The organism is Clostridia bacterium, assembly GCA_035561135.1.
Lineage (GTDB): Bacteria > Acidobacteriota > Terriglobia > Terriglobales > Acidobacteriaceae > DATMYA01.
Genome location: DATMYA010000010.1, coordinates 1 through 21,980, shown reverse-complemented (window position 1 = coordinate 21,980; position 21,980 = coordinate 1). Strand labels below are relative to the sequence as shown.

The window sequence follows — 21,980 nt, the reverse complement described above, 5'->3', positions numbered from 1 at the left end:
TTCAGGCGAACCCCGAAAGGGGGAAGAGATGTGCTCCCAGCGCATCTGACGCTTTTGTAGGCGCGTAGCTCAGTTGGTTAGAGCGCTACCTTGACACGGTAGAGGTCAGGAGTTCGAGTCTCCTCGTGCCTACCATTTCTTTTCTAGCAGTTAGCACGTTTGATTTCCTCCTCCGCATCGTTCCCATTCCGCTTTTCATTCCGTTATTGCACCGAGTCGCCTTCCAGCAGCCTGATCAGGAACTGTCCCTGAGCCGCCAGCTTATTAGAATCGACAGCGTGGCTGTAAATTCCCAGCGTGGTTTGCACGTTGCTATGGCGCAGCATTGAGGAGACCGTTTTAACATCGACGCCATTGGAAACGAGCCAGCTTGCCAGGCTGTGCCTCAGGTTGTGCCAGCCCCAACGTTTGACGGGATTGCCGCTCAAGTCGAAGTAGCGCGTGCGGACGAGCTTTCCGCTCTCGTTCCGCTCTTCAACGGAACGGAGGACGCCCGCCTTGGCTGCCGCTGGATACAGGTAGCATCGACTGGCAATACTGCCGCACCGAGGTTTCGCGCCTTTCAGCTTGGTCGATGCGAACACCCAATCGCTGGGCTTTCCGTACATCGTCTCCCTGTGCCATTGCAAAAGGTAGCCACCGAGTACCGGATGCATGGCGACCGGAGCTTTGCGGTAAAAGTTCTTGCAGGCCCCAATTTCACCCACCCAGCTACGTCGAACCACGATTCGTGGCTCCTCGTCCGACTTCGCATCCAAGGAGGCCAGCAGTTCAGCCTTCTGCTCGGCAGCAGCACCATCAGGATCATGGTGCGCCTCGCGCTTCGCATCGAGTTGTAGCTCCGGGATGGGTGGCAGCGTGGATCTCCTTCAGCGTGCGAACCGAGACGTGCGTGTAAAGCTGTGTCGTATCGAGCTTCGCGTGCCCCAGCGTGCACCAGGCCCGTGCGCTCGTCCATCATCGGACGCCAGCTCGACTTGCTCTGCTATGTGCCGACCGCCTCAACCCCCGGTCCACGCCGCAACGCCATCATCGAGCGCATCGAAGCGCTGAACGTCGCCTTCGCTCGCAACCTCTAACCTGCATTTCCTGACGACAAAAGCCGCCCAGCATCGGGCGGCTCGGTCACATGGATAAGTAAAGGTCAGGAGTTATCTCGAACCCATTTCAGCCACTCATTTTCAAGCATTGGGTCAGTCCAGCTAAACCGAAACGTGCCATCTGCGTCAGTGTCATACCGGAATGTCGTGCGTCGATCAACTGTGGTTTCTTTTCTGTCTTCTGCTGGAACATTGATACGTGCTTCCTTCAGTGCCCGAAGGTACTCACCACCACTTTCGGTGGAAAACTCCGCTGACATCAAATGATCGTTATAGAAGGTAAGTTTCAGGCAACCTTCTACTCCTGAGAGCGTAAAAGGACCGGACATCGCCAGGAACTTATATGAAGGGCGTGGATCCGACGCTGCAGTCCCTTTGGACTCCTCCTGCCAGCCGCTAGCCATGCCAGACTGGCTCAGTCTATTTCGAACTTCCTGCGATGTTTCGTAGCTCTGAAAACCATCACTCAATCGAGTCGGGCCTTTCGACGTGCACCCAACTGCAAGACATACGCCCCATGCAGCACAGATGAACAAGAATTGTTGAAAATCGCGTTTCATTTATGTGCTCTCCGTACCAACTAGGGAATCATTGGGTGAGCGCCCAACCCGAATAGTCGGCCTTGGTCGTATCTATCGGTGCAAGCGTCCCAGCAGTTCTCCTTTTCACATGCTGCACCCCGCCCGACGAGATTGTTTGCGCGATCCATCAGCTCTTCATCATGTGGTTGACCGTGCTTGTTACCTTCCTTCTCGTGCTCATCAGCGATAGTCTCAACCACTTGCTCGCCTAAATACTTGCCATGGTGCAGGACCAGAAGCAGTGGCGCCACGTATCTGGCGGCCCATTATGCTGACCCGGCAAGTTATGTTCCTTCGCCATTCCCTAGCAGCAGCCAACGCTTCATTCGCCATGTTTTTCGCTTTCATAACGGTGAAGGCATTGCCCACACCTGCGTGGCATCGATCAAGCAGCGGGCCAGCTTGCCGATGTACACCGGAGTGCCGGACGGCAGTGAGGCCATGAGGCCGAAGTGATCCTGATGCGAATGGCTCACAAGCATGGCATCAACAGCTAGGCGAGAGACATCGACAGGCCGACTGTCTGTGCTGAGATTACATCGAGAAGAGTTGTTGTGTTTCCCGATGAGACCTGAATACAGGTTTCGCCAATTTCATGGCTGCCCTTATGAATGGTGACATTCATTGGCCCAATTTTCCCGAACACTTTCCCACTTGTGGTACAGCCCCGTGCACGATTCAGTCTCTTTACGCTGCGCCGATCATTGTAGCTACCTCTTAAATGTCCTATCTACAATTCAAAGAAGACGAGCGAGAAATTTACAGTTATTAGAAAATAGCTGTGGAAAAACGTAACTTTTCTGCCGACAGCTTGTCTAACAGCTCGATTCTCCGTTCCATCCGGAAATAGAGCGCATTACCCAAAAACCATCGCGACAAACTGCGATAGTTTCTCAAACGCCGTATTCACTGAAACATCAAGTTGGCATTCTTCAGCCAGAGCTTGAAACGGTTTATCCCATTCGGGCGGAGGTGGCTGCAACGTGCTCGGTAGGGGATGAGTTCCTCTGCGATCAAAAGTCCGTCGAACTGCTTCGACAACGACCGAGGAATCCAGATCACCAGACCTTATCAACAGCCGTTCTTCGAGCGCCCCACGCCGGGCGGCTCCAGTCGCATATCTGCTCTTGTCGTTCATGATGCCTTCAATTCCAGCGCAATGGACCAGCAACTGATGGGGCGCGCCGCCCAAGCGGAACACGCTAGCCACGGAGATCGCATGGTTGGAAGTCGTACGACTTTCCAGCCCTTCATTGAAAGCACACGACGAAGGCCCCCGGCCCAAATCAACCCGCCGTGTGTCCTTCCTTTATGATCGCAAGTCCTTTGTGACGGTGGTCGCCATCCTCGTCCTCGCCATCACCTTCGCTCTGTGCGTTCGTGCGGCCTTCACCGAAGCCCATAAGACGTTCAGTCGTTGGGTCCGTCATCAACTCGGCCTCCTCAGTCGCTAATTCGTTGCCGCCCCGCAGCAGCTTCGACCAGACGGAGACCAGGCACACGCACATCCAGCTCGGTGCTCCTGCTCCTGCTCCTCGCACTTCCGCCTACCCCATTCGCATTCGTCGCACGGATTGTCCCTCAAAGAGCAGGTTAGGAGTCTCGTTCCCGCCATACTTGACAAGGCGTTCAAGGGAGAGTTATCGCGATCATGACAACCGCGCACAATGTGACCGAGGATACAAGCCGCAGGACACGGGAGATCGTCTTCATCAGCAAGGCTACGCCCGAAGACGATGAGTTTGTGCTCTGGCTTTACCCCACGCCTTGAGGCTGCAGGGTACACGGTCTTTGCGGACATCCTCACCCTTGAGCCAGGAGACCGCTGGCGCAGGGAAATCACCGACACGCTGCAAAACAAAGCGGTGAAAATGCTCCTGTGCTGCCGCGACGCCACCCTCAACAAGAATGGCGTACAGGAGGAAATCGGCATCGGCACGAACCTCGCGAAAGAGCTAAACGACCCGCGCTTCATAATTCCGCTTCGGCTTGAGCCATTCAGAAAAGTGTTCGGCATCGGCGAACTTCAGAGGGTCGATCTCTTGGGAAGCTGGGCCAATGGCCTGCATGAGCTCCTGGACACGCTCGAGAAGCAGAACGTCCCACGCGTTGTAGACGGGGTGATCAACCCAAACTGGGAGAACTACAGAAAGCGGTTGGCGACGAAGGTCGAGAAAGTACCTGAAGTCCTCACTTCCAACTGGTTACGTGTCGCCAGCCTCCCGGACACAATCCGCTACTACTATCCGCCGGGGCCGATCAATCTCGACTCGATGGAGAAGACGTGCCGTGAAAGCACAGTTCCCGCCGAGGTTTACCAGCGTGGTTTCTTCTCGTTCGCCTTACCTGCGGAAATCGAGCGCGACTTCGCCTACGTCGCGCCGTTTGAAATCCAGTCCGAGCATAAATTGCTTGATCTCCTCGAGCACGGCAGTCAATCACCGGATATAAAGCCGCGCCAGGCGCAGAACATTGTGTCATCCATGTTCCGTCGTGCGTGGGAAAGCTTCTGTCGTTCAAAGGGCCTGTACCAGCATTTCTTCGCCGCGCAGACGGCGTTCCACGTCAGCGAGGCGCAGATGCCGTTAGGCAGGAGGGTCTCGTGGGCAAGCAAGGCCAACGCCGGTCCTCCATGTTGCGCAACAGCGCAGGCGGCAAGGTCTGGCAATACGGCATATCCGTATCGCCGTTCTTTTGGCCGTGCCCTCACTTCAAGCTCAAAACACGCGTGCTTTTCGCGGAACTCACCGGCAATCGGGCCGGTGCCGTCATTGGCGACGCCGACACGCAGCACCGATTGCGGCGTACGATCTGCAAAGGTTGGCGCAATAAAGCGTGGCATGGCCGTTTAATGAGTTTCTCGAATTGCTGTCGTGCGACTCTCCCAATTTCTCGGTGCCTCTATCAGGTTCCAACGCCATCACATTTGAAGCCAGGCCGATGCTGTTCACGTCGCCGGTCACGACTGCGCTCCCGGACACGATGGGAGACGACGCAGAGGAATCCGATGATTCCACGCTCGGCACTTTGAGGGCTAATGGACCTCCCAGAAGAAACCCTTGAAGTCATCCATATCGAGGGCCTGAACTGTTTTTCGGCCACGGCCAGACCTGCGATCATCCCAAGGACGGTCTTTTCCTTTACGGGCCTCATGCTGCCCCGGTGCGACCGCGTGAGATTTCGGTCGGAGTCATTGGGACGAAGGAGGGCCTTTCATATTTTCGGAACTGGGCCATCGCTCTTGGCGGCTTTGTTGCCGTTCCGCCGCCCAAGAAGACCGACAAGGAGTGGGGGTGCACTCCCTTTGCAAGCGATCTGGGCACCTTCAATGTTCAAGCAGAAAATCCGTACGGGATCTTTGATGGGACGAGCACGATTTTGCCCGTCACCCCTCCGCATCCGAGCAACTCTTGCGCCTTTCTTGCGTCCCTCAAATCGAGGCGCTCGGCGATCAATGGTTTGATCTTTTGGTGTTGAGGTCCAAGAGGCAAAGTAGATCCTGCCGGAACCATGAAGGCTTGAGGCGCTTTAGCGTTTGGATACTTGTACGGCACCATCCGCTTGCGACCTGGGCGAACCCAGCTACGAAGAACATCCACTCCGAGCTTGGCGGCTTCACGAAATTGATGACGCCCACCTGAAGAACCCGAAGAAAGTCGTCTACGCTCGAGAGAGGATGTGAACCTCCGACCCACTGGTCCCGAAAAAGCGGCAGGAACACTATGTTGTTGATTCGCTTAGTCCGGTTCTGCGTCGTGCAGTACCGTTTTACCCGGTTTTCGGCAGCGAATGGACCTAAATTGGACCCAAGTTTTCGACGTGGGTCCAAAGGGTTCAATTCGCCAGCGGGCCCTTTCCGCACGATGATGGTCCGCTAATCGTGTCCGGATTGCCCGTATTCGGATACATTTGTTAAATGAGTTCAACTCCGATAGAGGAATAGCCCTGCGATACCCGCTGCAGCGATCAGTAAGGGTTCCGGCATTTTCCAGCGGAGCATGAGCAGGAGAGTCGCGATTGCTATAAGGCACGTTGGCAGGTCGTGCACGGCACGTCGGGCCAGCACGATGACGGCGCCTGCAATGGCGCCGGTTGCCGCAGCTGTCACACCTCTGACAAAGGCGTGTAGTTGCGGGTTCTTGGCGAATCGCTTGTAATACGGTGCGATAACAATGACCACAGCGTAGACGGGCAGGAAGACGCCGAGTGCAGCGGCTATCGCGCCGCTCAGTCCCGCCACAAGAAATCCAATGAAACCGACGGTGATCACGACCGGCCCAGGCGTAATCATTGCGACGGCAACAGCGTCGAGGAACTGTCGCTCGGTAAGCCAGTGATGCTCAACGACAACGCCGCCGTGAAGAAACGGCACGATCGCAAGGCCGCTGCCGAATACGAATAAACCTGCCTTCGCAAAATAGCCAAGCACCTCGCCGAACTTTCCTAGAGATGTTGCGGAAGCCGTCGTGAACAGAACGAGAGGCAAGGGCGCATCGGCAAGCTTGCGCGGAAACGCCTTTACGGTGAGTGCAATTAATCCGCCAGCAAGGAATAGCCAAACAAGTTCACGCTCAGTTATCGCCGTTGACGCAGCGAGTGCGAGAAATATCAGCCACAGCAAGACATCGCGCTTGAGCGTAGATTTCATCAGCTTCCACGCAGAGCGTGCGATGATGCCGATGACAGCCGCACCGATGCCATAGAACAAGGCCTGCATCCAAGCCAAGCCGCCGTAGCGGACATAAGCGACGGCGAGAGCGACAACCATTAAGAACGATGGCCCTATGAAGGCGAATCCGACGGCGGTCGTACCGACCCAGCCTCCACGCACGAAGCCGAGATACATTGCCAACTGCGCGGCGAGTGGCCCAGGTGCGAGTTGCGCCAAAACCAATCCTTCCAGGTATTCATCGTGCGTGAGCCATTGGCGTTCCTCGACAAGGTCGCGCTGCATGTAGGCCGCAAGTGCGATCGGTCCACCGAAGCCTAGTGTTCCAAGGCGCAGAAAATACAGGACCATACCGCCGAGCGAGTATTCAGGCCGTACGGGTTTAACCGAATGCACGATAGGCGCTTGCACGAGGCACACCTTGATGTCGCCAACATTGCGGCTTCTACTTTTCGGCTTGTTCGCTCCCCGCTGTCTTCGTCTTCGTCTGGTCTAATGCAGCGCGCAATCCTTTGGCCAACTTCGTCGCGTCGTCGTTTGCCCAGAAGTGCATGTAGAGCAGGTGCGGCTGATCGTTGAGCATGTGGCTGTGCAGTGCAGTCACTTGAATGCCGTTATCGCGCAGGGCCTTCAACACCGGATTGACCTCGTCAGGAAGCAGAACGAAGTCGCCAGTGATAGCGGCACGCCCATTGCCGGTCGGCTGGAAGTTCAGCGCCGTCGCCGTTCCCATTGAAGGCGGCACTTCCATGCCTTGATCCGTGATCTTTTCGGCACGAGGCACGCTCACTTGTAGGATGCCGCCGTTCACTTTGCCATCATGACCGAGAATCGAATTGACCCTTGCCGTATCGATGTCGATCTTCTGGTCGCCCGCGGGTGATGGGCTGCTCGCGGCAGCCGGCGTCTTGGTCAGCGCGAGCGCGTCGTGAATCGCCTTTGCCATGTTGACGGGATTGCCGTGTCCCTCTACGTGCATGTACATGACGCGAGGCGTCTCGTGCAGAAGATGATTGTGGACCGCCGTTTCCTGTATGCCCTCCTGCTGGAGTTTCATCATGACCGGCTCAACTTCGTCTTCGGTTAGCACGAGATCGCCCATCACCATTGAGTGCTCCAGCGATCCTTCGAAGGCCGTCCATGATCCAAGCGCGAGTCCGGGCTTTATCGTTGTTCCATCCAGGGTGACCTTGAGATCGCTCCTGGGCATGCTGAACTTGAACGTGCCATCGGGTTGCAGCTTGCCGGGTCTGCCAAAGGCATCCTCAACCGATTTCCATTGACCGCTCTTGTCGTCGGGTTTGCTCGTCTGCGCTACGGTCCAAGTGCATGCCCAAACGACAACGGTCATGGCAATGATCATTCTCCGAGTGTTCTTTCCTAACCGCATTGTCCTCTCCTTCATTAGTCCCGATTCTCAGGAAATCGATCGATATAAGCCTTCAATGAGTTCCATGCCTCGACGCAGCAGCTCGTCATCGGAAATGCCTTGGTTCGCCCACCCGATCAGCACCCGATCAAGACCGAGGCCCTCTGATCGGCCGAACTTCTCGTCGCATAGATCGGCGTCATGAATTATTTCGGCAATGACCTCTACCTTTGGGTCGCGGATGCCAAACTCCTTCCGTAACGTCTCGAATGTGCAATCGTCGCCGCGGTGACCGAAGCCACCTGCTTGAAACATGTCGAAAGGAACCGCCTTCGGCTGTTGGCGAGGGTCGGTAGCAAACACGAAGCGCGCAGCGGGGTCGATGAACCGTCGTATAAGCCATGCGGATGAAACGCGATCGATTCCGGGACGCGGCCGCGTGAGCCAGACGCGGTCGAGGTATTCCTTTCGCGTCTTCCTCCCGGAAGAAGGAATCGCCTTGCTCTCACCTATTGAATCCGCACTTTGAAGCAGTGCTTCCGCACGACTGCGGAGCGGGCTGTTGAAGAAGTCGATCGCCGCAATCTCCTGGAGACGGCGGCGGAACTTAGCAAGGTCGCCGGGTTCACGCTTGCCTTTGCCCGCGATCTTCTTGAGATCGCGGATCAGCACTTCGTAATCTTTCGACCGCTCTGCGATGAAGATGGCCTGCAACTTCTCGGATGGCAGATCGTCAAGTGCATGTACTTGGGCGACGGAGGCCTTTCCTTTGTATTTGCGAATGGCAGCCGCGAGCCACTCGAACCGCTCCTGATTCTCAGGGCGATTCGGCAGCAGATACCCCGATGTGCGCAGTGAGACCGAGCCGTATTTCTTGAGCTTTCGCCAAACTCCCACGCGCTGGCTCGCCTGCTTCGCCGACAAACTGAACATCAGCAGCAGCCATGGCGCATGCTGTTCCGTTGGCGCCTCCGCCATGAACACCTCCTCGTTCCAGGCTGCTGAACCCTACATGGGCCATCCACCACCTGTCAGGCGGCCTTGGCCGCGCGAACGGTTGTCACTTGCAGCTGCTCACCATTTGCACACTGCTTACCTGCAAGTTCGCCGCGGTAGCTTCGCGGGCCTCATCCTCGTCCTCGTCCTTATGTTTGTCTTTGTCCGATTCCTTCGCAGCAGTGCCAACCAGTGTGACCTTGTGCCCGAGGTGGTCGCCGAGCTTGACGGTGTCGCTGCGCACCTCGTAGCGTTTGCCGTCATCACCGGTGAGGTAGAACTCGTTTGGGCTGTCGCCCTTCGCTAGGCACCCGGTCACGGTTGTGTTCTTTCCCGTTGCGTGCTGATCGTCTTTATCCTGCGCCTGCGCAGTGAAGTACCAAATCGCTAATCCGGCAATCACGACGACAAGCAGAAGTATTCGCGCGATCTTTATCTCCGCACCTCGTTTCGCTGCAATCACGTAACGTGGAGCAGCAAAGACGCTGTCGTATAGGTATTACTGATGTGAGGTAGAGCCGTAACGTTGTCGCAACGTGGGTGAAGTCTGCGTGTTCGCAAAATGGAATACCTCTCAGCTACGCGTATTACCATCACACGATACGCATATAACGTGTTTGACTGCCACGAAGGTGTCGTCGAGAGGGGAGTCATGAAATGAGTGAAGCCGATTGTCTTTGCGCTGCTCGTCTTTGGAACGGCTGCGTTCCTCGTGATTACCAACGTCCCAGTTACGACGGCGACGTACTGCGTATCGGCCGGCTGATACGTCACAATTCCTGCGCCGACTTGTCCGCCCGTTTGGAAGTCATACAGCAGTTTCCCATCACGGCTATCGAGCGCGAAGAAGTCGCCGGTGTACTCTCCGCTGAAAGTCAGATTGCCGGCCGTAGTAACCACAGCCGCATGGATGGGCTTCTTAGCCACGTATCTCCAGCGAACCGCACCGGTGCTCGGATCAAACGCTATGATCCAGCCCTTCGCTGTATTCCAGGGATCCGGCTTGGAGGCTCCATCAACAAATACGGATTGCGATTCTTCGTTGTTCGGCTTGTTTGGATTCAGCACTGGCGGGGCAGTTCCACTGGTAATCGTGCTACAGTGATCGATCGCCTGGGCGACTAACTGATGGTTGAGACGATCGTAAGATGATCCGCTCCATTTCTGCCCGGCATCGAAGCCTGGACAGACGTGAACCCCAGCCGGAGTCACTGGAGCAGTCGCGTTCACGCGATTCACAATTGTTTTCTCCCACAGCACCCTTTGGGTGTCCACATCCAGCAAGCGCAAGATTGCGTCCTTGCCGCAAACGGCCATCATGTCCCTGGGGCGACCGTCCACGGTAAGCGAAAAAATAGGGCCCACCTGGGTCAGATCCCAATCATGCTGGTCGTGCGGATATGGCTGAAAATACCAGGCTAGCTTGCCCGTCTTTGCGTCCAGCGCTACGACGGAATTGGTGTAGAGATTACGGCCCGGGCGGTCCGCATCATAAACATCGGGGACGGGGTTGCCGACAGGAATGAAGACCAATCCACGTTTCGTATCCAGCGCGAGCGGCGTCCATATGGAACCCCCCGCAGTCTTGAGGACATTGGCGTTCGCTCCCCATGTCTTCGCAGCCGGATCGTTCGGTTCGGGAACAGTATTGAATTTCCAGACAGGCTGCCCATTACTCAAGCGAAAGGCACCTACCCATCCTCGAATCCCTAACTCGGTGCCCGCAGTCCCGATGATGACAAGATTGTCATAGATCAGTGGCGGCATGGTGAACGAGTAGCCCTTCGCCGGGTCCGCAGCCGCTTGCTCCCATCGCGGTGCCCCGGTCTGCGCGTCCATGGCAATCAGGTAACCGTCCGCCGTGCCGCGGCTGATGCTCTTCGCCTCATCGCTTGCGCTGGCATTCACCGGCGGTGGTCGTTTCACCGTGGATCATGCGCTCGCGGACGCTCTGGGATGGCACTCCCGCACCGTGCTTCGCAGAGCAGCTTGAGCTCTTCCACAGATGACATGGATGAGGCATATATGAGCACGGTAGGAAGACATATCGACCCGCCTCACTTCTAAGCACGCCGAATCGGAGGCGAGCATGCCCGTAATTGAAGGACTGCATCACGTCACTGCCATCGCAGGCGAGCCACAATCGAATATCAATTTCTACACCGGTGTTCTCGGCCTCCGCCTGGTGAAGCTGACCGTCAATTTCGATGATCCGACCACTTACCACCTTTACTACGGAGACGGGCAGGGGCATCCGGGCACCATCCTTACGTTTTTCCCTTGGCCAGGCGCATACCTTGGTCGAATTGGCACGGGACAACTGACGGTCACATCATTTGCTGTTCCCGAAAGATCCATACCGTACTGGCGGGAACGACTTCACAAGCGACAAGTCGATTTTGACGAAACCCGATCAGACTTCGGAGAGGAAATACTTTTCCTCAGAGACCCGGACGGCCTGCAACTTCCTATTCTGATACTGCTCGCCTCATCGGTTGGGGACGTTCGGATTCAGCCGCTTTCTTCTGCAGGAAATCTCGCATGCGGCAAAACCAACCTCAATGCCTTCACAGCCATAGCCGATCCGGACGTGCAAGCTTGAGCGCAGAAGCCGAAATCAATCTGAAGATGGAAGCTGCTTTATTGACGAGACTGTTTTGGCTGTTCACAGTCGCACGCGCCTGAGCAATTGCGCATTTGCGGCTACGATCACTGTGCTTACTGACATAAGAACAGCACCGACGGCAGGGGAGAGAATTACACCCCACGGGGCAAGGACACCCGCCGCTAAGGGTATGGCAAACACGTTGTACCCGGTTGCCCAACCTAGGTTTTGAACCATTTTGCGATAGCTTGCCTTCGACAGGTCGATAATTCTTGGCACATCTCGGGGATCGCTGCGAACGAGCACGATATCGCCAGCTTCCACGGCTACGTCGGTCTCTGCACCAATTACGATTCCTACGTCAGCGGTGACTAACGCTGGTGCGTCGTTCACGCCGTCACCGACCATGGCCACGCGCTTGCCCGAGCGCTTCAACTCGCGGATCTTTTCGGACTTCTGCGCCGGCAATACCTCCGCAAAGACGAGGTCGATACCAAGATCGGTCGCAACAGAGTTGGCTACCGCGCGACTATCTCCTGTCATCATCACCACTTGAACATTGCGCTCATGCAATGCCTCAACGTTGGCGCGGCGACACCAGTGAAGCGGAGAGGCAAAAGCATGTCCCGCCGAACTGGTCAAGACGGTCACATTGAGAAAAGTGGAAAGTGGTACGTCGTTCGATGGTGGATGGACGTACCAGGAAAGGAGGAACGAGCTCACAAGAGGACAAAGATCTGCCCGATCAGCGGTCCCGGATCTTTGAGTGAATCGGAACGGCAGCGCCGAGCACGGGAAATTATTGCCGAGAGCGGTGCTGACACCGCCGAGCATTTCAACCGAGTGGTCAAGCAAGAAACGGTAACAACGTTCAAAGAACAAAGTGAACGATGCATCAAACTCCTGCGGGCCAGAAAACGGAAGCCGGTTTCATGCTGCACAATCGCGGACATGGAGCGCGTGTTGAGGCTTTGGTTAAATCCATATCTCGGAGGGGTGCCGTTATCCGAAGTTAACAATGGAGCCTTGAAGAGAATGGTCGACATCCTAGTTGACGCGGATCGTTCACCGAAAACGATTAACACGTACACCGCGATCGTGAAGGCCGTAGTGGCATCTGCGTTCAACGATGAAGGAGAGGAAATCCATCCTCGTAAGTGGAATCACGATTTCGTCGATATGACGATCGTGAAAAAGTCGAACCAAAACACGCCAACGTTCAGCTCCGTAGTAATGACGGGGCTCGCTGCATGGAAGAAGTTGCGAGAACGCGCGCTGTTCATTTTGTGCGCGGCGACTGGATTGAGGATTGGGGAAGCGCTTGGAATTGAAATCGATAAGCACATCTCCCCGGATTTCACGACCATCTACGTTCGCCAGAAGGTTCGGCATGGGGAAGTCGAGCAACGCCTCAAGACGGATAACGCCTATCGCGATGTGGACCTTCATCCTCTTGCGACGAAGGTGCTGAAAGATTTCGTCGGGAAACGAAAGAAAGGGTTCCTATTCTGCACAAAGAGCGGGAAGCCTTTGAATCCGTCGAATGTAATCCGGCGACATCTCCATCCAGCGCTAAAGCAGATCGGGTACATCAATCCGCACACGGGTACGTTTAAAGCTGGAAATCATGCATTTCGTCGATTCCGGAACACGTACCTGCGAAACCACACCGGGTGTCCTGATGGACTCTGCAAGTATTGGTTAGGACATGCGGATCAGGATATGAGCGACCTCTACGACAAGATCAAAGAGGACGTCGAGTTCCGAAAAAAGTGGGCAGAGCAGTGCGGATTGGGGTTCGAACTGCCATCAGTTGTACCGAATGTACCGAAAAATCGGAAAAAATCGAATGCTCAGCAATCTGAATAACTGCTTTGGAATGTGAGAGAAAGAATGGTCGGGGAGAGAGGACTTAAACCTCCGACCCCCTGGTCCCGAACTTCACAATCTTTGTAGAATCAATAACTTCTGAGTCACAGCCGTGGTGCTTCAATCGCGTAAGTTGTTCTGATTCTTATAAGAACTTTTCAGTCATTTTCGCTTGGGTACCCCAGGTTGGGTACCCCAATGATGCCGAACGTTACCGTGTCAACTCAAGCACAATAACAACTTACAACGACATAGCGGGATTCCTGCGGCACCCTAAGTCACTATAAGTCTACGATAGCCCCCGTTGTGGTGTACACAAGTGTGCACCACGGTAGCGATAGACGATTCTTGCGAAGTAATGATCCTCTACCGGTCCGGGACGAATTCGGGATCGACCCAGCTTGCAGTATCGTCGGCCCCGCCGCTTTTGGTTGGATCTTCGACGATGCTGAAATCTGACAACCAGAAGGTTTTGGCCGGTGCCAGGAACTATGGGTGAGGTTCACCGAGTTTCCCGGTATACAGCGCCATTCCGACTACGGCGTCTACAGCTATCGAGTCCAGCTCGTTGACGTCATCCATGGATCGAATGCCGCCGGCGGCGATCAGCTTCCGCCGCGTGCTCTGCTTCAGCCTTCGAACGACGTCGATGGGAATACCGGTCATGGTTCCTTCCGTATCGATGTGCGTGTAGAGGAATCCTCCGCAATAAGGCTCGGTTTCGCACATCATCTGGTCGGGGGTGAGGCGCGTCCCCTCCCGCCAGCCCTTGATGGCGACGTAGCCTTCACGTGAATCAACGGCGAAGATCAGGCGCTCGGCCGCGGCCGCGTGTGCCATCTCCTTTGCGATCCGCAGGTCTACGCTACCATTCTTTAACAGTGCAGAGCCGACGATGACCTTCTTTGCACCTGAGCGAAACATCTGCTGTACGGCTTCTACGCTTCGGATGCCGCCGCCGACCTGGCAGGGGAGGCGATCAGCGAAGTACTCGACTAGGCGTCGGTTCTCGCCCCTGCCCATCGCTGCATCCAGGTCAATGAGTTGCACCATTGGATAGGGGAGGAAACGCTCGATCCAGTACTCGAAGTTGTCGAACTCGAGAGCCATGCGCGCGCCCTGCACAAGCTGGACGACCTTGCCGCCCATCAAATCGATGGATGGAATCAGCATGGGAGCCTCACGGGAATGCCGCGTGACCGTAGGCACGCCTTGAGTTCTCGCACGTCGTGGATCTCGAAATGAAAGATGGACGCAGCCAGTGCAGCGTCTGCGCATCCGTTGCCAAAGACGTCGATAAAGTGCTCGGCGTTGCCTGCGCCACCGGAAGCGATGACGGGGATCTGGACGGCGCTGGCGACCGCCGACGTAAGTGCGCACTCGAAACCGATGCCTGTGCCGTCGCGGTCCATCGAAGTAAGCATGATTTCGCCGGCGCCGCGCCGCTCGACCTCGCGCGCCCAGTCCAGCGTCCTGAGTCCGGTCGACTTTCGTCCGCCGCTCACATACACCTCGCTGCTTGCCGCCGGGCCTTTGGCGTCGATGGCGACGACAATCGCCTGCGAGCCGAAGCGCTCGGCGATCTCTGTAATCAGCGTCGGGTCTTTCACCGCTGCTGAGTTCATCGTGATCTTGTCGGCACCGGCGTCGAACAGCGCGCCGGCGTCACTGAGCGTTCGTACACCTCCGCCGACGGTGAAAGGCACGAACAGTTCACGCGCCGTACGACGGACGACGTCGATGAGAATGGGCCTGGCTTCGTGCGTGGCGGTGATGTCCAGCAGCACGACTTCGTCGGCACCGCTCTGGGCGTGACGCAACGCCAACTCGGCGGGGTCGCCGGCATCGCGCAGTTGCTCGAATCTTACGCCCTTGACCACGCGTCCGGCAGTCACGTCGAGGCAGGCGATGATGCGCTTTGTCAACATGCGGCCTCGCAGAAGTTCCTGAGGATTGCCAAGCCGATGTCGCTCGACTTTTCCGGGTGAAACTGTACACCATAGACATTGTCGCGTTCGGCTGCGGCGGCGAATGGTTCGCCGTAGTGTGTCGTTGCGATGACGCCGTCAGTCACCGGTGCACGGTAGGAGTGCGTGTAATAGACAAACCCATCATGCGGGACGCCCGCAAACAGGCGCGACTTGCCCCGGGCCTCCAAATTGTTCCAGCCGACGTGCGGGACTTTTACCCCGGTTACGAAATGCTCGCAACGTCCCGCGAAAAGGCCGAGACCCCTGACTCCGGGTGCTTCGGCGCTGCCCTCAAAGAGCCACTGCATGCCGAGGCAGATGCCCAGGAAGGGCGTGCCGGCGGCGATCTTGCCTTCAATCTCCGCCTTCACCCTGCTCTGCTCCAGGCGCGCCATGGTGCCGAAGTGTCCTACGCCTGGAAGGACAATCGTCTGCGCCGAACGCACGATCTGCGGGTCATCGGTGATGACCGTTTCACAGCCGAGATATTCGAAGGCTTTCTGCACTGAGGCAAGATTGCCCGCGCGATAGTCAATGATAGTGATCTTCTTCATAGCAGGCCCTTGGTGCTCGGCAGCATCTTGGCCAGACGCCCGTCTTTGGAACAGGCTACCCGCAATGCACGCGCGAATGCTTTGAACAGCGCCTCGATCTTGTGATGACTTGAGCGGCCGTACATCGTCTTTAGATGGACATTTGCCCGGGCGCCGCGAGCGAAACCCTCGAAGAAGTCATGGACAAGTTCGGCTTCGAGATCGCCAACCATGCGAGTTCTTACCTTCGTGTCGATCAGCGCGCTGGTGCGTCCGCCGAAATCTACCGCCGCGAGCCCGAGTGTTTCGTCCATCGGCATCAGGAAGTAGCCGGCGCGCAGAATTCCTCTCTTGTCGCCAAGCGCCCTATCGAAGGCCTCACCCAGCGCAATGCCGACATCTTCGACCGTGTGGTGCTGATCGAGGTCGAGGTCGCCTTCGCAGGTGAGCTTTAGGTCGAAACCACCGTGCCGCGAGAAGAGTTCGAGCATGTGATCCAGGAAGCGGATCCCGGTCGAGATCTGGTACGTGCCGCGCCCGTCAAGGTTGAGGGCCAGCATGATGTCGGTCTCGTTGGTCTTTCGCGCGATGCGTGCCTGTCTCATCTCGTCACCTTCTTCTCCTCGGGCTTGAACCCTACGCTCTCCAGCGCCGCTCGCAGTTGCTCGATCAGCACATCGGTTTGCGCATCAGTGCCGACGGTGATTCGGATGCAACCGGCGCATCCGGGATCGCCGTTCCGGTCGCGTACGAGAATGCCACGGCGGCGCATCTCTTCGACAAGCGACTTGCGGAACCTGCCGAAGTACCCGAGCACGAAATTAGCCTCGCTTGGCCAGCGACGAATGCCAAGCGCGTCGAACTCAGCGGCTAGACGTTCACGACCACGACGCACCTGCGCCACGTAGTTGGCCACGAACTCGCGGTCGGCGAGCGCCTCCGGCAGACAGGCGAGCGCGACACCGTTGACGTTGTAGGGCGAACCTACACGGCGCAGGAGGTGCATCTGCTCTGTGCTTCCGGCGAGCACACCCATGCGGAACCCGGCGAGTCCGTAGGCTTTCGAAAAGGTACGTGCGACGAACAGGTTCTCCTGGCGTCCGATCTCGCCGACCAGGGTCGTGCCGTAAAAGTCGAAGTAGGCTTCGTCGACGAGCACGGCGGCGCTGGGTGCAGCTTTCGCGATCTGAAGAAGAACGTCGTTGGCGACCGCGGCTCCTGTGGGATTATTAGGGTTAGCGATTGCGATCAATTTCGTGTGCTCGTTGATGGCCTGCAAGACCGCGCTGGTCGGGAACATGAAGTCGGCGCCGGCCTGCACGGTTTGCAACGTTGCGCCCGTCGCCAGCACGTATATCTCGTACATCGAGAACGTAGGTACGACGATCAGCGCCTCGTCACCCAGCTCCAGATACGTTTCGGCCAGCAAGTGGATGGCTTCATCGACGCCATTCGTCAGCAGCGCCTGCTCGGGCTGCAACTTAAGGAACTCAGCGGCAATGCGTTCTGCCGGTTGGCGCTCGGGATAGCGATTCAGCAGTTCGGCGCCAATCGTGCGCAGCTTCGCCAATACACGCGGCGAACATCCGCTGATGTTCTCGTTGAAGTCCATGCGCAGGCCGGTGCGTCCGCCGAGTGGCGGATGATACTGTTTCAATCGTTCTACAGCCCTCCGTGCCCGCAACATCAGCGCAACCTCGCGCGCACACTCTCGGCGTGCGCTTTTAATCCCTCAGCTTCGGCCAGCGTAATAGCCGTCGGACCGATCCGCCTCAGTCCCGCCTTCGTGACCTCCTGGACGGTGATGATCTTCAGGAAGTCGAACACGCTGAGCCCGCCACGATAGCGGGCTACATTGCCGGTTGGCAGTACGTGATTGGGACCTGAGACGTAATCGCCAAGTGATTGGGGAGAGTATGGCCCGATGAACATCGAACCCGCCGTCGTTATCTTCGTGACGTCAGGGGCATCCACGGTGATGTGTTCTGCGCCGATCGCATTTGCCCAGTCAACGGCTTGCCTGTGGTTCTGCGCGACGAGTGCGACGCCATTGTTCGTGAGCGATTCGCGTGCAATCGGATTCGCGTCGGTCATCTCGAGAGCGGCCTGAGCAACTGTCGCAGCCAGTTTCTTGCTGGAGGTAATGAAGACAGGCAGTGTCTCCGGATCGTGTTCGGCCTGCGCCACGATATCCGAGGCGATGAATGCCGGGTTGCCCTTTTCTGCAAGGTACACGATCTCCGTCGGACCGGCCGGCATGTCAATGGAGCACTGCGATGATACGAGCTGCTTGGCCATGGTCACGTATTTGTTTCCGGGGCCGACAATCTTCACGATCCGCTCGAGTCCTTCTGCGGCTCCGAAGGCCATGGCCGCAATGGCATGCGCGCCGCCTATTCTGTAGAACTGGGTCACTCCGAATAGGGCTCCGGCGGCGAGTGTCTCATTGGCTGGACGCGGTGAGCATACAGCGATGTTTTTTACTCCCGCGACCTGTGCCGGAATAACGGTCATCAACAGGGAAGAGGGGAGCGGGTAACGTCCGCCCGGAACGTAACAACCCACCCCAGAAATTGGCTCTACCTTCTGTCCGACGTTTACGCCGGGCAGAATGGTCCGCATCCACGACTTCGGCTTTTGCCATTCGGCAAAGCGCTTAACATTTGCCGCGGCTTGCTTCAGGGCCTTGATGAATTTCGGTGAGACTGCTCTCAGCGCCGCCCGCATATCCTTTTCGGGGACCCGGAGCGGTTGATCTGTAGTGATACCGTCGAACTCCTCGGCGTACTTGCGCACAGCTGCCTCACCCCTCGAACCCACGTCCAGAACAATTGCCTGCACTCTGGCGCGCAACTCGGAGTTCATGTTCGGGTACTGATTGCTACCGTGGTCGCGTGCGCTCAGCCGCAGGACCTCCCGGTACGCCACTTTGCCTTCAAGCACGCGCATCACAGCACCACCTTGTTCAGTGGATACTCAACGATACCGGTGCCGCCCGCAGCCTTTAACCTGGGGATGACATCACGGACGATCGTCTCTTCGAGGATCGTGTTCACTGCCACCCACTCGGAACTGCTCAGCGACGAAATCGTCGGGGCGTTCAGCGCAGGCAGTACCCCGACCACGGCGTCGAGGTTCTTGCGTTCGACGTTGAGCATTAGCCCGACACGGCCCTGTGCCGCGATGGCGCCCTGCAACATCAGCGCGATGTTCTCGATCTTCTGTCGCTTTTCAGGATTCTCCCAGGCGCTCTTGTTGCCGATCAGTTGCGTGTTCGATTCGAGCACGGTCTCAATGATGCGCAGGCGATTAGCTTTAAGTGAACTTCCCGTCTCGGTGACCTCGACAATTGCATCGGCGAGTGTCGGCGGCTTTACTTCGGTTGCGCCCCAGGAGAACTCGACCTTGACCGGCACATTCCTTTCGGCGAAATAGTTTCTTGTTACTTGAACCAGCTCCGTCGCGATGATCTTGCCGGCGAGGTCTTCGGCGCGCTTGAAAGGTGAGTCCTCCGGCACAGCCAGAACCCAGCGGATTTTGCCGCGGCTCTGCTTGGCATAATTGAGGTCGGCTACCGGAACGACTTCCAGTCCGCTCTCGACCACCCAGTCCAGGCCTGTGAGGCCGGCATCGAGTGCGCCGTGTTCGACGTACCGTGCCATCTCCTGGGCACGGATGAGCATGCAGTCGAGTTCCGGATCGTCGGTCTGCGGAAAGTAGGAACGGCCATTGGCGTAGATTGTGAAGCCGGAAGCCGCGAACAATTGTATCGTCGCGTCTTGAAGGCTGCCTTTGGGAATGCCGAGTCGGATCCTCATGACCGCGCCTCCGTAGAAAGTGTGATGGGACGCGTGAAGCAGGAGCGCGTGCCTTCATGGCATACGACGCCGTCGCCCTCTACGCGGACCTTGATCAGCACGGTGTCCTGGTCGCAGTCGGTCGCAGCGCTCATGACACGCAGCCGATTCCCGGAGGTCTCCCCCTTGGTCCACAGCTTTTTGCGGGTTCGGCTGTAAAAGGTTAGGTAACCGGAGTCGAGGGTCCTCTTCAGCGATTCTTCGTTCATGAAGCCGACCATCAGCACTTCGTCATTGTCGGCGTCCTGTACCACGGCCGGCGCCAGTCCCTGCATCTTTTCGAAATCAATCCGGGCCATTTCTTCCTCATTTTCTGCTCTGCGCGCCAGCGGGATGCCGAATGAACGCAAAAAACCCGCTGTGCTTTCGCATCAGCGGGTTGAACTTTGGATGATTGCTTACGTCTTATGTTATCCGCAGGTCTCCGCCGACACGATCAGCACGTGGTGATGATGGTGATGGCGATGGACGAGCGTTGTCATAACTATTCAGCATCATAGCTCTTACGATAAGCGCTGTCAAAGCAATGGTCGCGTGGTGTACCACGTCGATTTCCGTTTTGGCCGTAAGCGGAAGAAAGAAATGGTAGGCACGAGGAGACTCGAACTCCTGACCTCTACCGTGTCAATTAACTCGGAAGCTGTGCTTCCAACAACTCACAGGATACGGGCACACTCAAAGGCATAGCAAAGCATCGCTGGTCACATGGAGTGTGTCCACGGTGTGTCTATGGCATGCGCTGATGTCTGATTTTATTAGACAGTAGCGTACCTAATGCGATGACAAAGCGGTCGCGGTCACCAGGATAAAGCTGACCAGCAATTGCAAGAGTCATACAAATTATCTCTCAAGCTGGCGCTGATGCAAGATGCTCACGGACAGGAATGAACGAAGAACGACCCGGTCTAGGGTCATCGAAACTAATACAGCGAAAATCGCCAGATGTTCCCACGCTTCAAGAAATAAATATCGTCGAGTAACTCGCTGCTAGGCCTGCGAATTCCGTGCTACTCTTCCCGACACCTTGAACCGATTCTGGGCCTCATTTGTGAACTGTGTTTGACGAAGCGAGTGGACTAACATATCGGCAGTTGCAGTCGTCCTCTGACGAAGAATTGATGGTGCATATTTCAGATCATCCGCGCTGGGAGACACGCGATCAACGTGACTCCAAGGCATACGGCAAAGCTCTGGCAACATTTAGCCGCAAGTATCCGCAAATTGAGTCTTCGCCTGGAGGACGTTCGCCAATGCTCGCTTTTTTGGGAAGCGCTAACTCCGTTGAACTCAAGGATGAGCATGTCGCCAAGATTACGGTGCCTCTGTATTGTCGCAATGCGACCGAGCCGATCCACGTCGCAATCGTTGGTTCCGAACTAAAGCGGCTTCCGGCGAACTCTGTTAATTCTGACGAGTTTGGGAAATTGCGAATTGTGCAAGAAGCGGCTTGCCCAACAGATCCTTCGGGACGAGTAGAATTTCTGGTTCCGTCGCAACTTGCTGCTGGCGGCGACAGGAAATTCAAAGCCTCTGTTCTTGTAATCGGTGCGAAGTCGCGTCCCCTAGATCAGTCCAACGAATTCAGTTTCAAGGTTCCGAAGTGAATTGCCGGTGCCCCAGGTTCATGCCGTGTTGTTCGGCGTTAACCTGGGACAAGGAACACTCTCGAATCGGCAGGGCTAGGTTTTTCGCTTCCCGATCACGTCTCTCCACTCCGACTCGATATCAACCGCCCCCGTCTCACGAAACGCATATCTGACCGCGACGATAGCAGCTAAACGTCACGAAGTGACTCTGTTTCGGCTGATGTAGTCAGCGGAGCCCGCCCGTCATATGTCGACACTACGACTGTGAATCTTCGGAGTAAGGAGATTGTCTTCAGAGAAGTAGCGACTCCCAGGTTAACGCCGAACAACACGGCGTTAACCTGGGGCACCAAGGCACCTGCTCAGTCGCCTTCGTTTGGAAATGCCTTCGGAAGATGTGCTGATGGAAATGACCGAGAAGATCAAAACGTGCGGTCTGCGCGAATTATGGCGTGCGCCGCATGAAAAATGCAGAAAATGTCGCATCGTAAAGTGAAATGTACCCACCTATCCAGCTACTCTGGATAGGTGGATACAAGCCGATAGTCAACAACTATCGTTGGTGCGCCGCCCGAGGCATAGGTCTTCAAGCCTGATCCTTCATCCAGACCAGCGATTGGATGCCGGGTCTGCGAGTCCGGCGGTTGCTGGCGTTATTGGACGTAGGAACAGAGCTCGCCGTGGCGCCTGGCGCGTAATTGACGGGTTCGCCGGCGGCAGTTTCCACTGGCTCCGGTTCAACTCTGTTCATGCGCGCGTAGTTCGGTATTGCGAGCATCGGCTTCCCATCCTGCCACTTACCGTTGATGGTCAACACGCCACCGAGCAGATCGCCATGCCATTCC

24 protein-coding genes, 1 tRNA gene and 1 pseudogene are annotated in these 21,980 nt (G+C 56.6%); 6 read left to right on the top strand and 20 right to left on the bottom strand.

Annotated features, from left to right (window positions below; all coding sequences use genetic code 11):
* Positions 1–58 precede the first annotated feature (58 nt).
* Positions 59–135, top strand: a tRNA-Val gene (locus tag VN622_03655).
* Between the two features lie 68 nt (positions 136–203).
* On the opposite strand, the gene VN622_03650 is transcribed toward VN622_03655, so the two are convergent.
* Positions 204–725, bottom strand: coding sequence for a site-specific integrase (locus tag VN622_03650; GenBank protein HWR34951.1), 522 nt, complete (start codon positions 723–725; stop codon positions 204–206).
* Positions 726–902: 177 nt separating this feature from the next.
* Here VN622_03650 and VN622_03645 point away from each other — a divergent pair, with 177 nt between their 5' ends.
* Positions 903–1,079 (top strand): hypothetical protein, encoded by a 177-nt coding sequence (locus VN622_03645; protein ID HWR34950.1) that lies wholly within the window; start codon positions 903–905, stop codon positions 1,077–1,079.
* Positions 1,080–1,144: 65 nt separating this feature from the next.
* Here the strand turns inward: VN622_03645 and VN622_03640 are convergent, their stop codons facing one another.
* From VN622_03640 to VN622_03625, 4 genes are all read right to left on the bottom strand, one after another.
* Positions 1,145–1,660, bottom strand: a complete 516-nt coding sequence (locus tag VN622_03640) for a hypothetical protein (protein ID HWR34949.1) — start codon at positions 1,658–1,660, stop codon at positions 1,145–1,147.
* 20 nt (positions 1,661–1,680) lie between these two features.
* Entirely contained in the window at positions 1,681–1,932 is a 252-nt protein-coding gene (locus VN622_03635) for a hypothetical protein (GenBank protein ID HWR34948.1), read from the bottom strand.
* A 605-nt stretch (positions 1,933–2,537) separates the two neighbouring features.
* Positions 2,538–2,819, bottom strand: coding sequence for a hypothetical protein (locus VN622_03630; GenBank protein HWR34947.1), 282 nt, complete (start codon positions 2,817–2,819; stop codon positions 2,538–2,540).
* A gap of 148 nt (positions 2,820–2,967) precedes the next feature.
* Positions 2,968–3,189, bottom strand: coding sequence for a hypothetical protein (locus tag VN622_03625; GenBank protein HWR34946.1), 222 nt, complete (start codon positions 3,187–3,189; stop codon positions 2,968–2,970).
* A 228-nt stretch (positions 3,190–3,417) separates the two neighbouring features.
* On the opposite strand from VN622_03625, the gene VN622_03620 reads away from it, so the two are divergent.
* On the top strand, positions 3,418–4,533 hold the full coding sequence (locus VN622_03620; GenBank protein ID HWR34945.1) for a toll/interleukin-1 receptor domain-containing protein: 1,116 nt from the start codon (positions 3,418–3,420) through the stop codon (positions 4,531–4,533).
* Between the two features lie 1,070 nt (positions 4,534–5,603).
* Here the strand turns inward: VN622_03620 and VN622_03615 are convergent.
* From VN622_03615 to VN622_03595, 5 genes are all read right to left on the bottom strand, one after another.
* Positions 5,604–6,701 (bottom strand): chromate transporter, encoded by a 1,098-nt coding sequence (locus tag VN622_03615; GenBank protein HWR34944.1) that lies wholly within the window; start codon positions 6,699–6,701, stop codon positions 5,604–5,606.
* 94 nt (positions 6,702–6,795) lie between these two features.
* Positions 6,796–7,740, bottom strand: a complete 945-nt coding sequence (locus VN622_03610) for a DUF1259 domain-containing protein (GenBank protein ID HWR34943.1) — start codon at positions 7,738–7,740, stop codon at positions 6,796–6,798.
* A 27-nt stretch (positions 7,741–7,767) separates the two neighbouring features.
* A complete protein-coding gene (locus VN622_03605; GenBank protein ID HWR34942.1) occupies positions 7,768–8,697 on the bottom strand; it encodes a chromate resistance protein ChrB domain-containing protein in 930 nt (309 codons plus the stop codon).
* Between the two features lie 82 nt (positions 8,698–8,779).
* A complete protein-coding gene (locus VN622_03600; GenBank protein ID HWR34941.1) occupies positions 8,780–9,178 on the bottom strand; it encodes a hypothetical protein in 399 nt (132 codons plus the stop codon).
* A complete protein-coding gene (locus VN622_03595) occupies positions 9,175–10,641 on the bottom strand; it encodes a PQQ-binding-like beta-propeller repeat protein (GenBank protein ID HWR34940.1) in 1,467 nt (488 codons plus the stop codon). Before VN622_03595 ends, VN622_03600 begins: the two co-directional genes overlap by 4 nt.
* A gap of 163 nt (positions 10,642–10,804) precedes the next feature.
* Between VN622_03595 and VN622_03590 the strand changes: the two genes are divergently transcribed.
* A complete protein-coding gene (locus VN622_03590) occupies positions 10,805–11,317 on the top strand; it encodes a VOC family protein (GenBank protein ID HWR34939.1) in 513 nt (170 codons plus the stop codon).
* A gap of 63 nt (positions 11,318–11,380) precedes the next feature.
* Here the strand turns inward: VN622_03590 and VN622_03585 are convergent.
* Positions 11,381–11,902: pseudogene (locus VN622_03585) on the bottom strand (HAD-IC family P-type ATPase).
* Between the two features lie 453 nt (positions 11,903–12,355).
* Here VN622_03585 and VN622_03580 point away from each other — a divergent pair.
* Positions 12,356–13,189 carry a site-specific integrase gene (locus VN622_03580; protein HWR34938.1) on the top strand — a complete coding sequence of 278 codons (834 nt, stop codon included), beginning with the start codon at positions 12,356–12,358 and terminating at the stop codon, positions 13,187–13,189.
* Positions 13,190–13,678: 489 nt separating this feature from the next.
* On the opposite strand, the gene VN622_03575 is transcribed toward VN622_03580, so the two are convergent.
* Genes VN622_03575 through hisI form a run of 8 tightly spaced genes read right to left on the bottom strand, consistent with a single transcriptional unit; the run spans position 13,679 to position 19,878 of the window.
* Positions 13,679–14,362 carry a HisA/HisF-related TIM barrel protein gene (locus tag VN622_03575; protein HWR34937.1) on the bottom strand — a complete coding sequence of 228 codons (684 nt, stop codon included), beginning with the start codon at positions 14,360–14,362 and terminating at the stop codon, positions 13,679–13,681.
* Complete coding sequence (gene hisF / locus VN622_03570) at positions 14,356–15,117, bottom strand: imidazole glycerol phosphate synthase subunit HisF (GenBank protein ID HWR34936.1); 762 nt, start codon at positions 15,115–15,117, stop codon at positions 14,356–14,358. Before hisF ends, VN622_03575 begins: the two co-directional genes overlap by 7 nt.
* Positions 15,111–15,713, bottom strand: a complete 603-nt coding sequence (gene hisH, locus VN622_03565) for an imidazole glycerol phosphate synthase subunit HisH (protein HWR34935.1) — start codon at positions 15,711–15,713, stop codon at positions 15,111–15,113. Before hisH ends, hisF begins: the two co-directional genes overlap by 7 nt.
* Positions 15,710–16,297: an imidazoleglycerol-phosphate dehydratase HisB gene (gene hisB, locus VN622_03560; protein HWR34934.1), complete on the bottom strand. Its 588-nt coding sequence runs from the start codon at positions 16,295–16,297 to the stop codon at positions 15,710–15,712. Before hisB ends, hisH begins: the two co-directional genes overlap by 4 nt.
* Positions 16,294–17,349, bottom strand: coding sequence for a histidinol-phosphate transaminase (locus VN622_03555; GenBank protein HWR34933.1), 1,056 nt, complete (start codon positions 17,347–17,349; stop codon positions 16,294–16,296). Before VN622_03555 ends, hisB begins: the two co-directional genes overlap by 4 nt.
* Before the next feature lie 29 nt (positions 17,350–17,378).
* The gene (hisD, locus tag VN622_03550) at positions 17,379–18,641 is read right to left on the bottom strand and encodes a histidinol dehydrogenase (protein HWR34932.1); all 1,263 of its coding nucleotides are present in this window, start codon (positions 18,639–18,641) and stop codon (positions 17,379–17,381) included.
* On the bottom strand, positions 18,641–19,510 hold the full coding sequence (gene hisG, locus VN622_03545) for an ATP phosphoribosyltransferase (GenBank protein HWR34931.1): 870 nt from the start codon (positions 19,508–19,510) through the stop codon (positions 18,641–18,643). Before hisG ends, hisD begins: the two co-directional genes overlap by 1 nt.
* A complete protein-coding gene (hisI, locus tag VN622_03540; protein ID HWR34930.1) occupies positions 19,507–19,878 on the bottom strand; it encodes a phosphoribosyl-AMP cyclohydrolase in 372 nt (123 codons plus the stop codon). Before hisI ends, hisG begins: the two co-directional genes overlap by 4 nt.
* Before the next feature lie 789 nt (positions 19,879–20,667).
* On the opposite strand from hisI, the gene VN622_03535 reads away from it, so the two are divergent.
* Positions 20,668–21,153: a hypothetical protein gene (locus tag VN622_03535; GenBank protein HWR34929.1), complete on the top strand. Its 486-nt coding sequence runs from the start codon at positions 20,668–20,670 to the stop codon at positions 21,151–21,153.
* A 568-nt stretch (positions 21,154–21,721) separates the two neighbouring features.
* Here VN622_03535 and VN622_03530 read toward each other — a convergent pair.
* The coding region (locus tag VN622_03530; GenBank protein HWR34928.1) for a hypothetical protein at positions 21,722–21,980 on the bottom strand (259 nt) is incomplete at its 5' end.

Excerpts from the sequence above, each read along its gene's own strand:
- VN622_03610 (HWR34943.1), bottom strand. The coding sequence starts at position 7,740 with ATGCGGTTAGGAAAGAACACTCGGAGAATGATCATTGCCATGACCGTT.
- VN622_03620 (HWR34945.1), top strand. The coding sequence starts at position 3,418 with ATGAGTTTGTGCTCTGGCTTTACCCCACGCCTTGAGGCTGCAGGGTAC.
- hisB (HWR34934.1), bottom strand. The coding sequence starts at position 16,297 with ATGAGACAGGCACGCATCGCGCGAAAGACCAACGAGACCGACATCATG.
- VN622_03625 (HWR34946.1), bottom strand. The coding sequence starts at position 3,189 with ATGTGCGTGTGCCTGGTCTCCGTCTGGTCGAAGCTGCTGCGGGGCGGC.
- VN622_03535 (HWR34929.1), top strand. The coding sequence starts at position 20,668 with ATGGTGCATATTTCAGATCATCCGCGCTGGGAGACACGCGATCAACGT.
- VN622_03605 (HWR34942.1), bottom strand. The coding sequence starts at position 8,697 with ATGGCGGAGGCGCCAACGGAACAGCATGCGCCATGGCTGCTGCTGATG.
- hisH (HWR34935.1), bottom strand. The coding sequence starts at position 15,713 with ATGAAGAAGATCACTATCATTGACTATCGCGCGGGCAATCTTGCCTCA.
- VN622_03615 (HWR34944.1), bottom strand. The coding sequence starts at position 6,701 with ATGGTCCTGTATTTTCTGCGCCTTGGAACACTAGGCTTCGGTGGACCG.
- VN622_03580 (HWR34938.1), top strand. The coding sequence starts at position 12,356 with ATGGTCGACATCCTAGTTGACGCGGATCGTTCACCGAAAACGATTAAC.
- hisD (HWR34932.1), bottom strand. The coding sequence starts at position 18,641 with ATGCGCGTGCTTGAAGGCAAAGTGGCGTACCGGGAGGTCCTGCGGCTG.
- VN622_03630 (HWR34947.1), bottom strand. The coding sequence starts at position 2,819 with ATGAACGACAAGAGCAGATATGCGACTGGAGCCGCCCGGCGTGGGGCG.
- VN622_03640 (HWR34949.1), bottom strand. The coding sequence starts at position 1,660 with ATGAAACGCGATTTTCAACAATTCTTGTTCATCTGTGCTGCATGGGGC.
- hisF (HWR34936.1), bottom strand. The coding sequence starts at position 15,117 with ATGTTGACAAAGCGCATCATCGCCTGCCTCGACGTGACTGCCGGACGC.
- VN622_03590 (HWR34939.1), top strand. The coding sequence starts at position 10,805 with ATGCCCGTAATTGAAGGACTGCATCACGTCACTGCCATCGCAGGCGAG.
- hisG (HWR34931.1), bottom strand. The coding sequence starts at position 19,510 with ATGAGGATCCGACTCGGCATTCCCAAAGGCAGCCTTCAAGACGCGACG.
- VN622_03575 (HWR34937.1), bottom strand. The coding sequence starts at position 14,362 with ATGCTGATTCCATCCATCGATTTGATGGGCGGCAAGGTCGTCCAGCTT.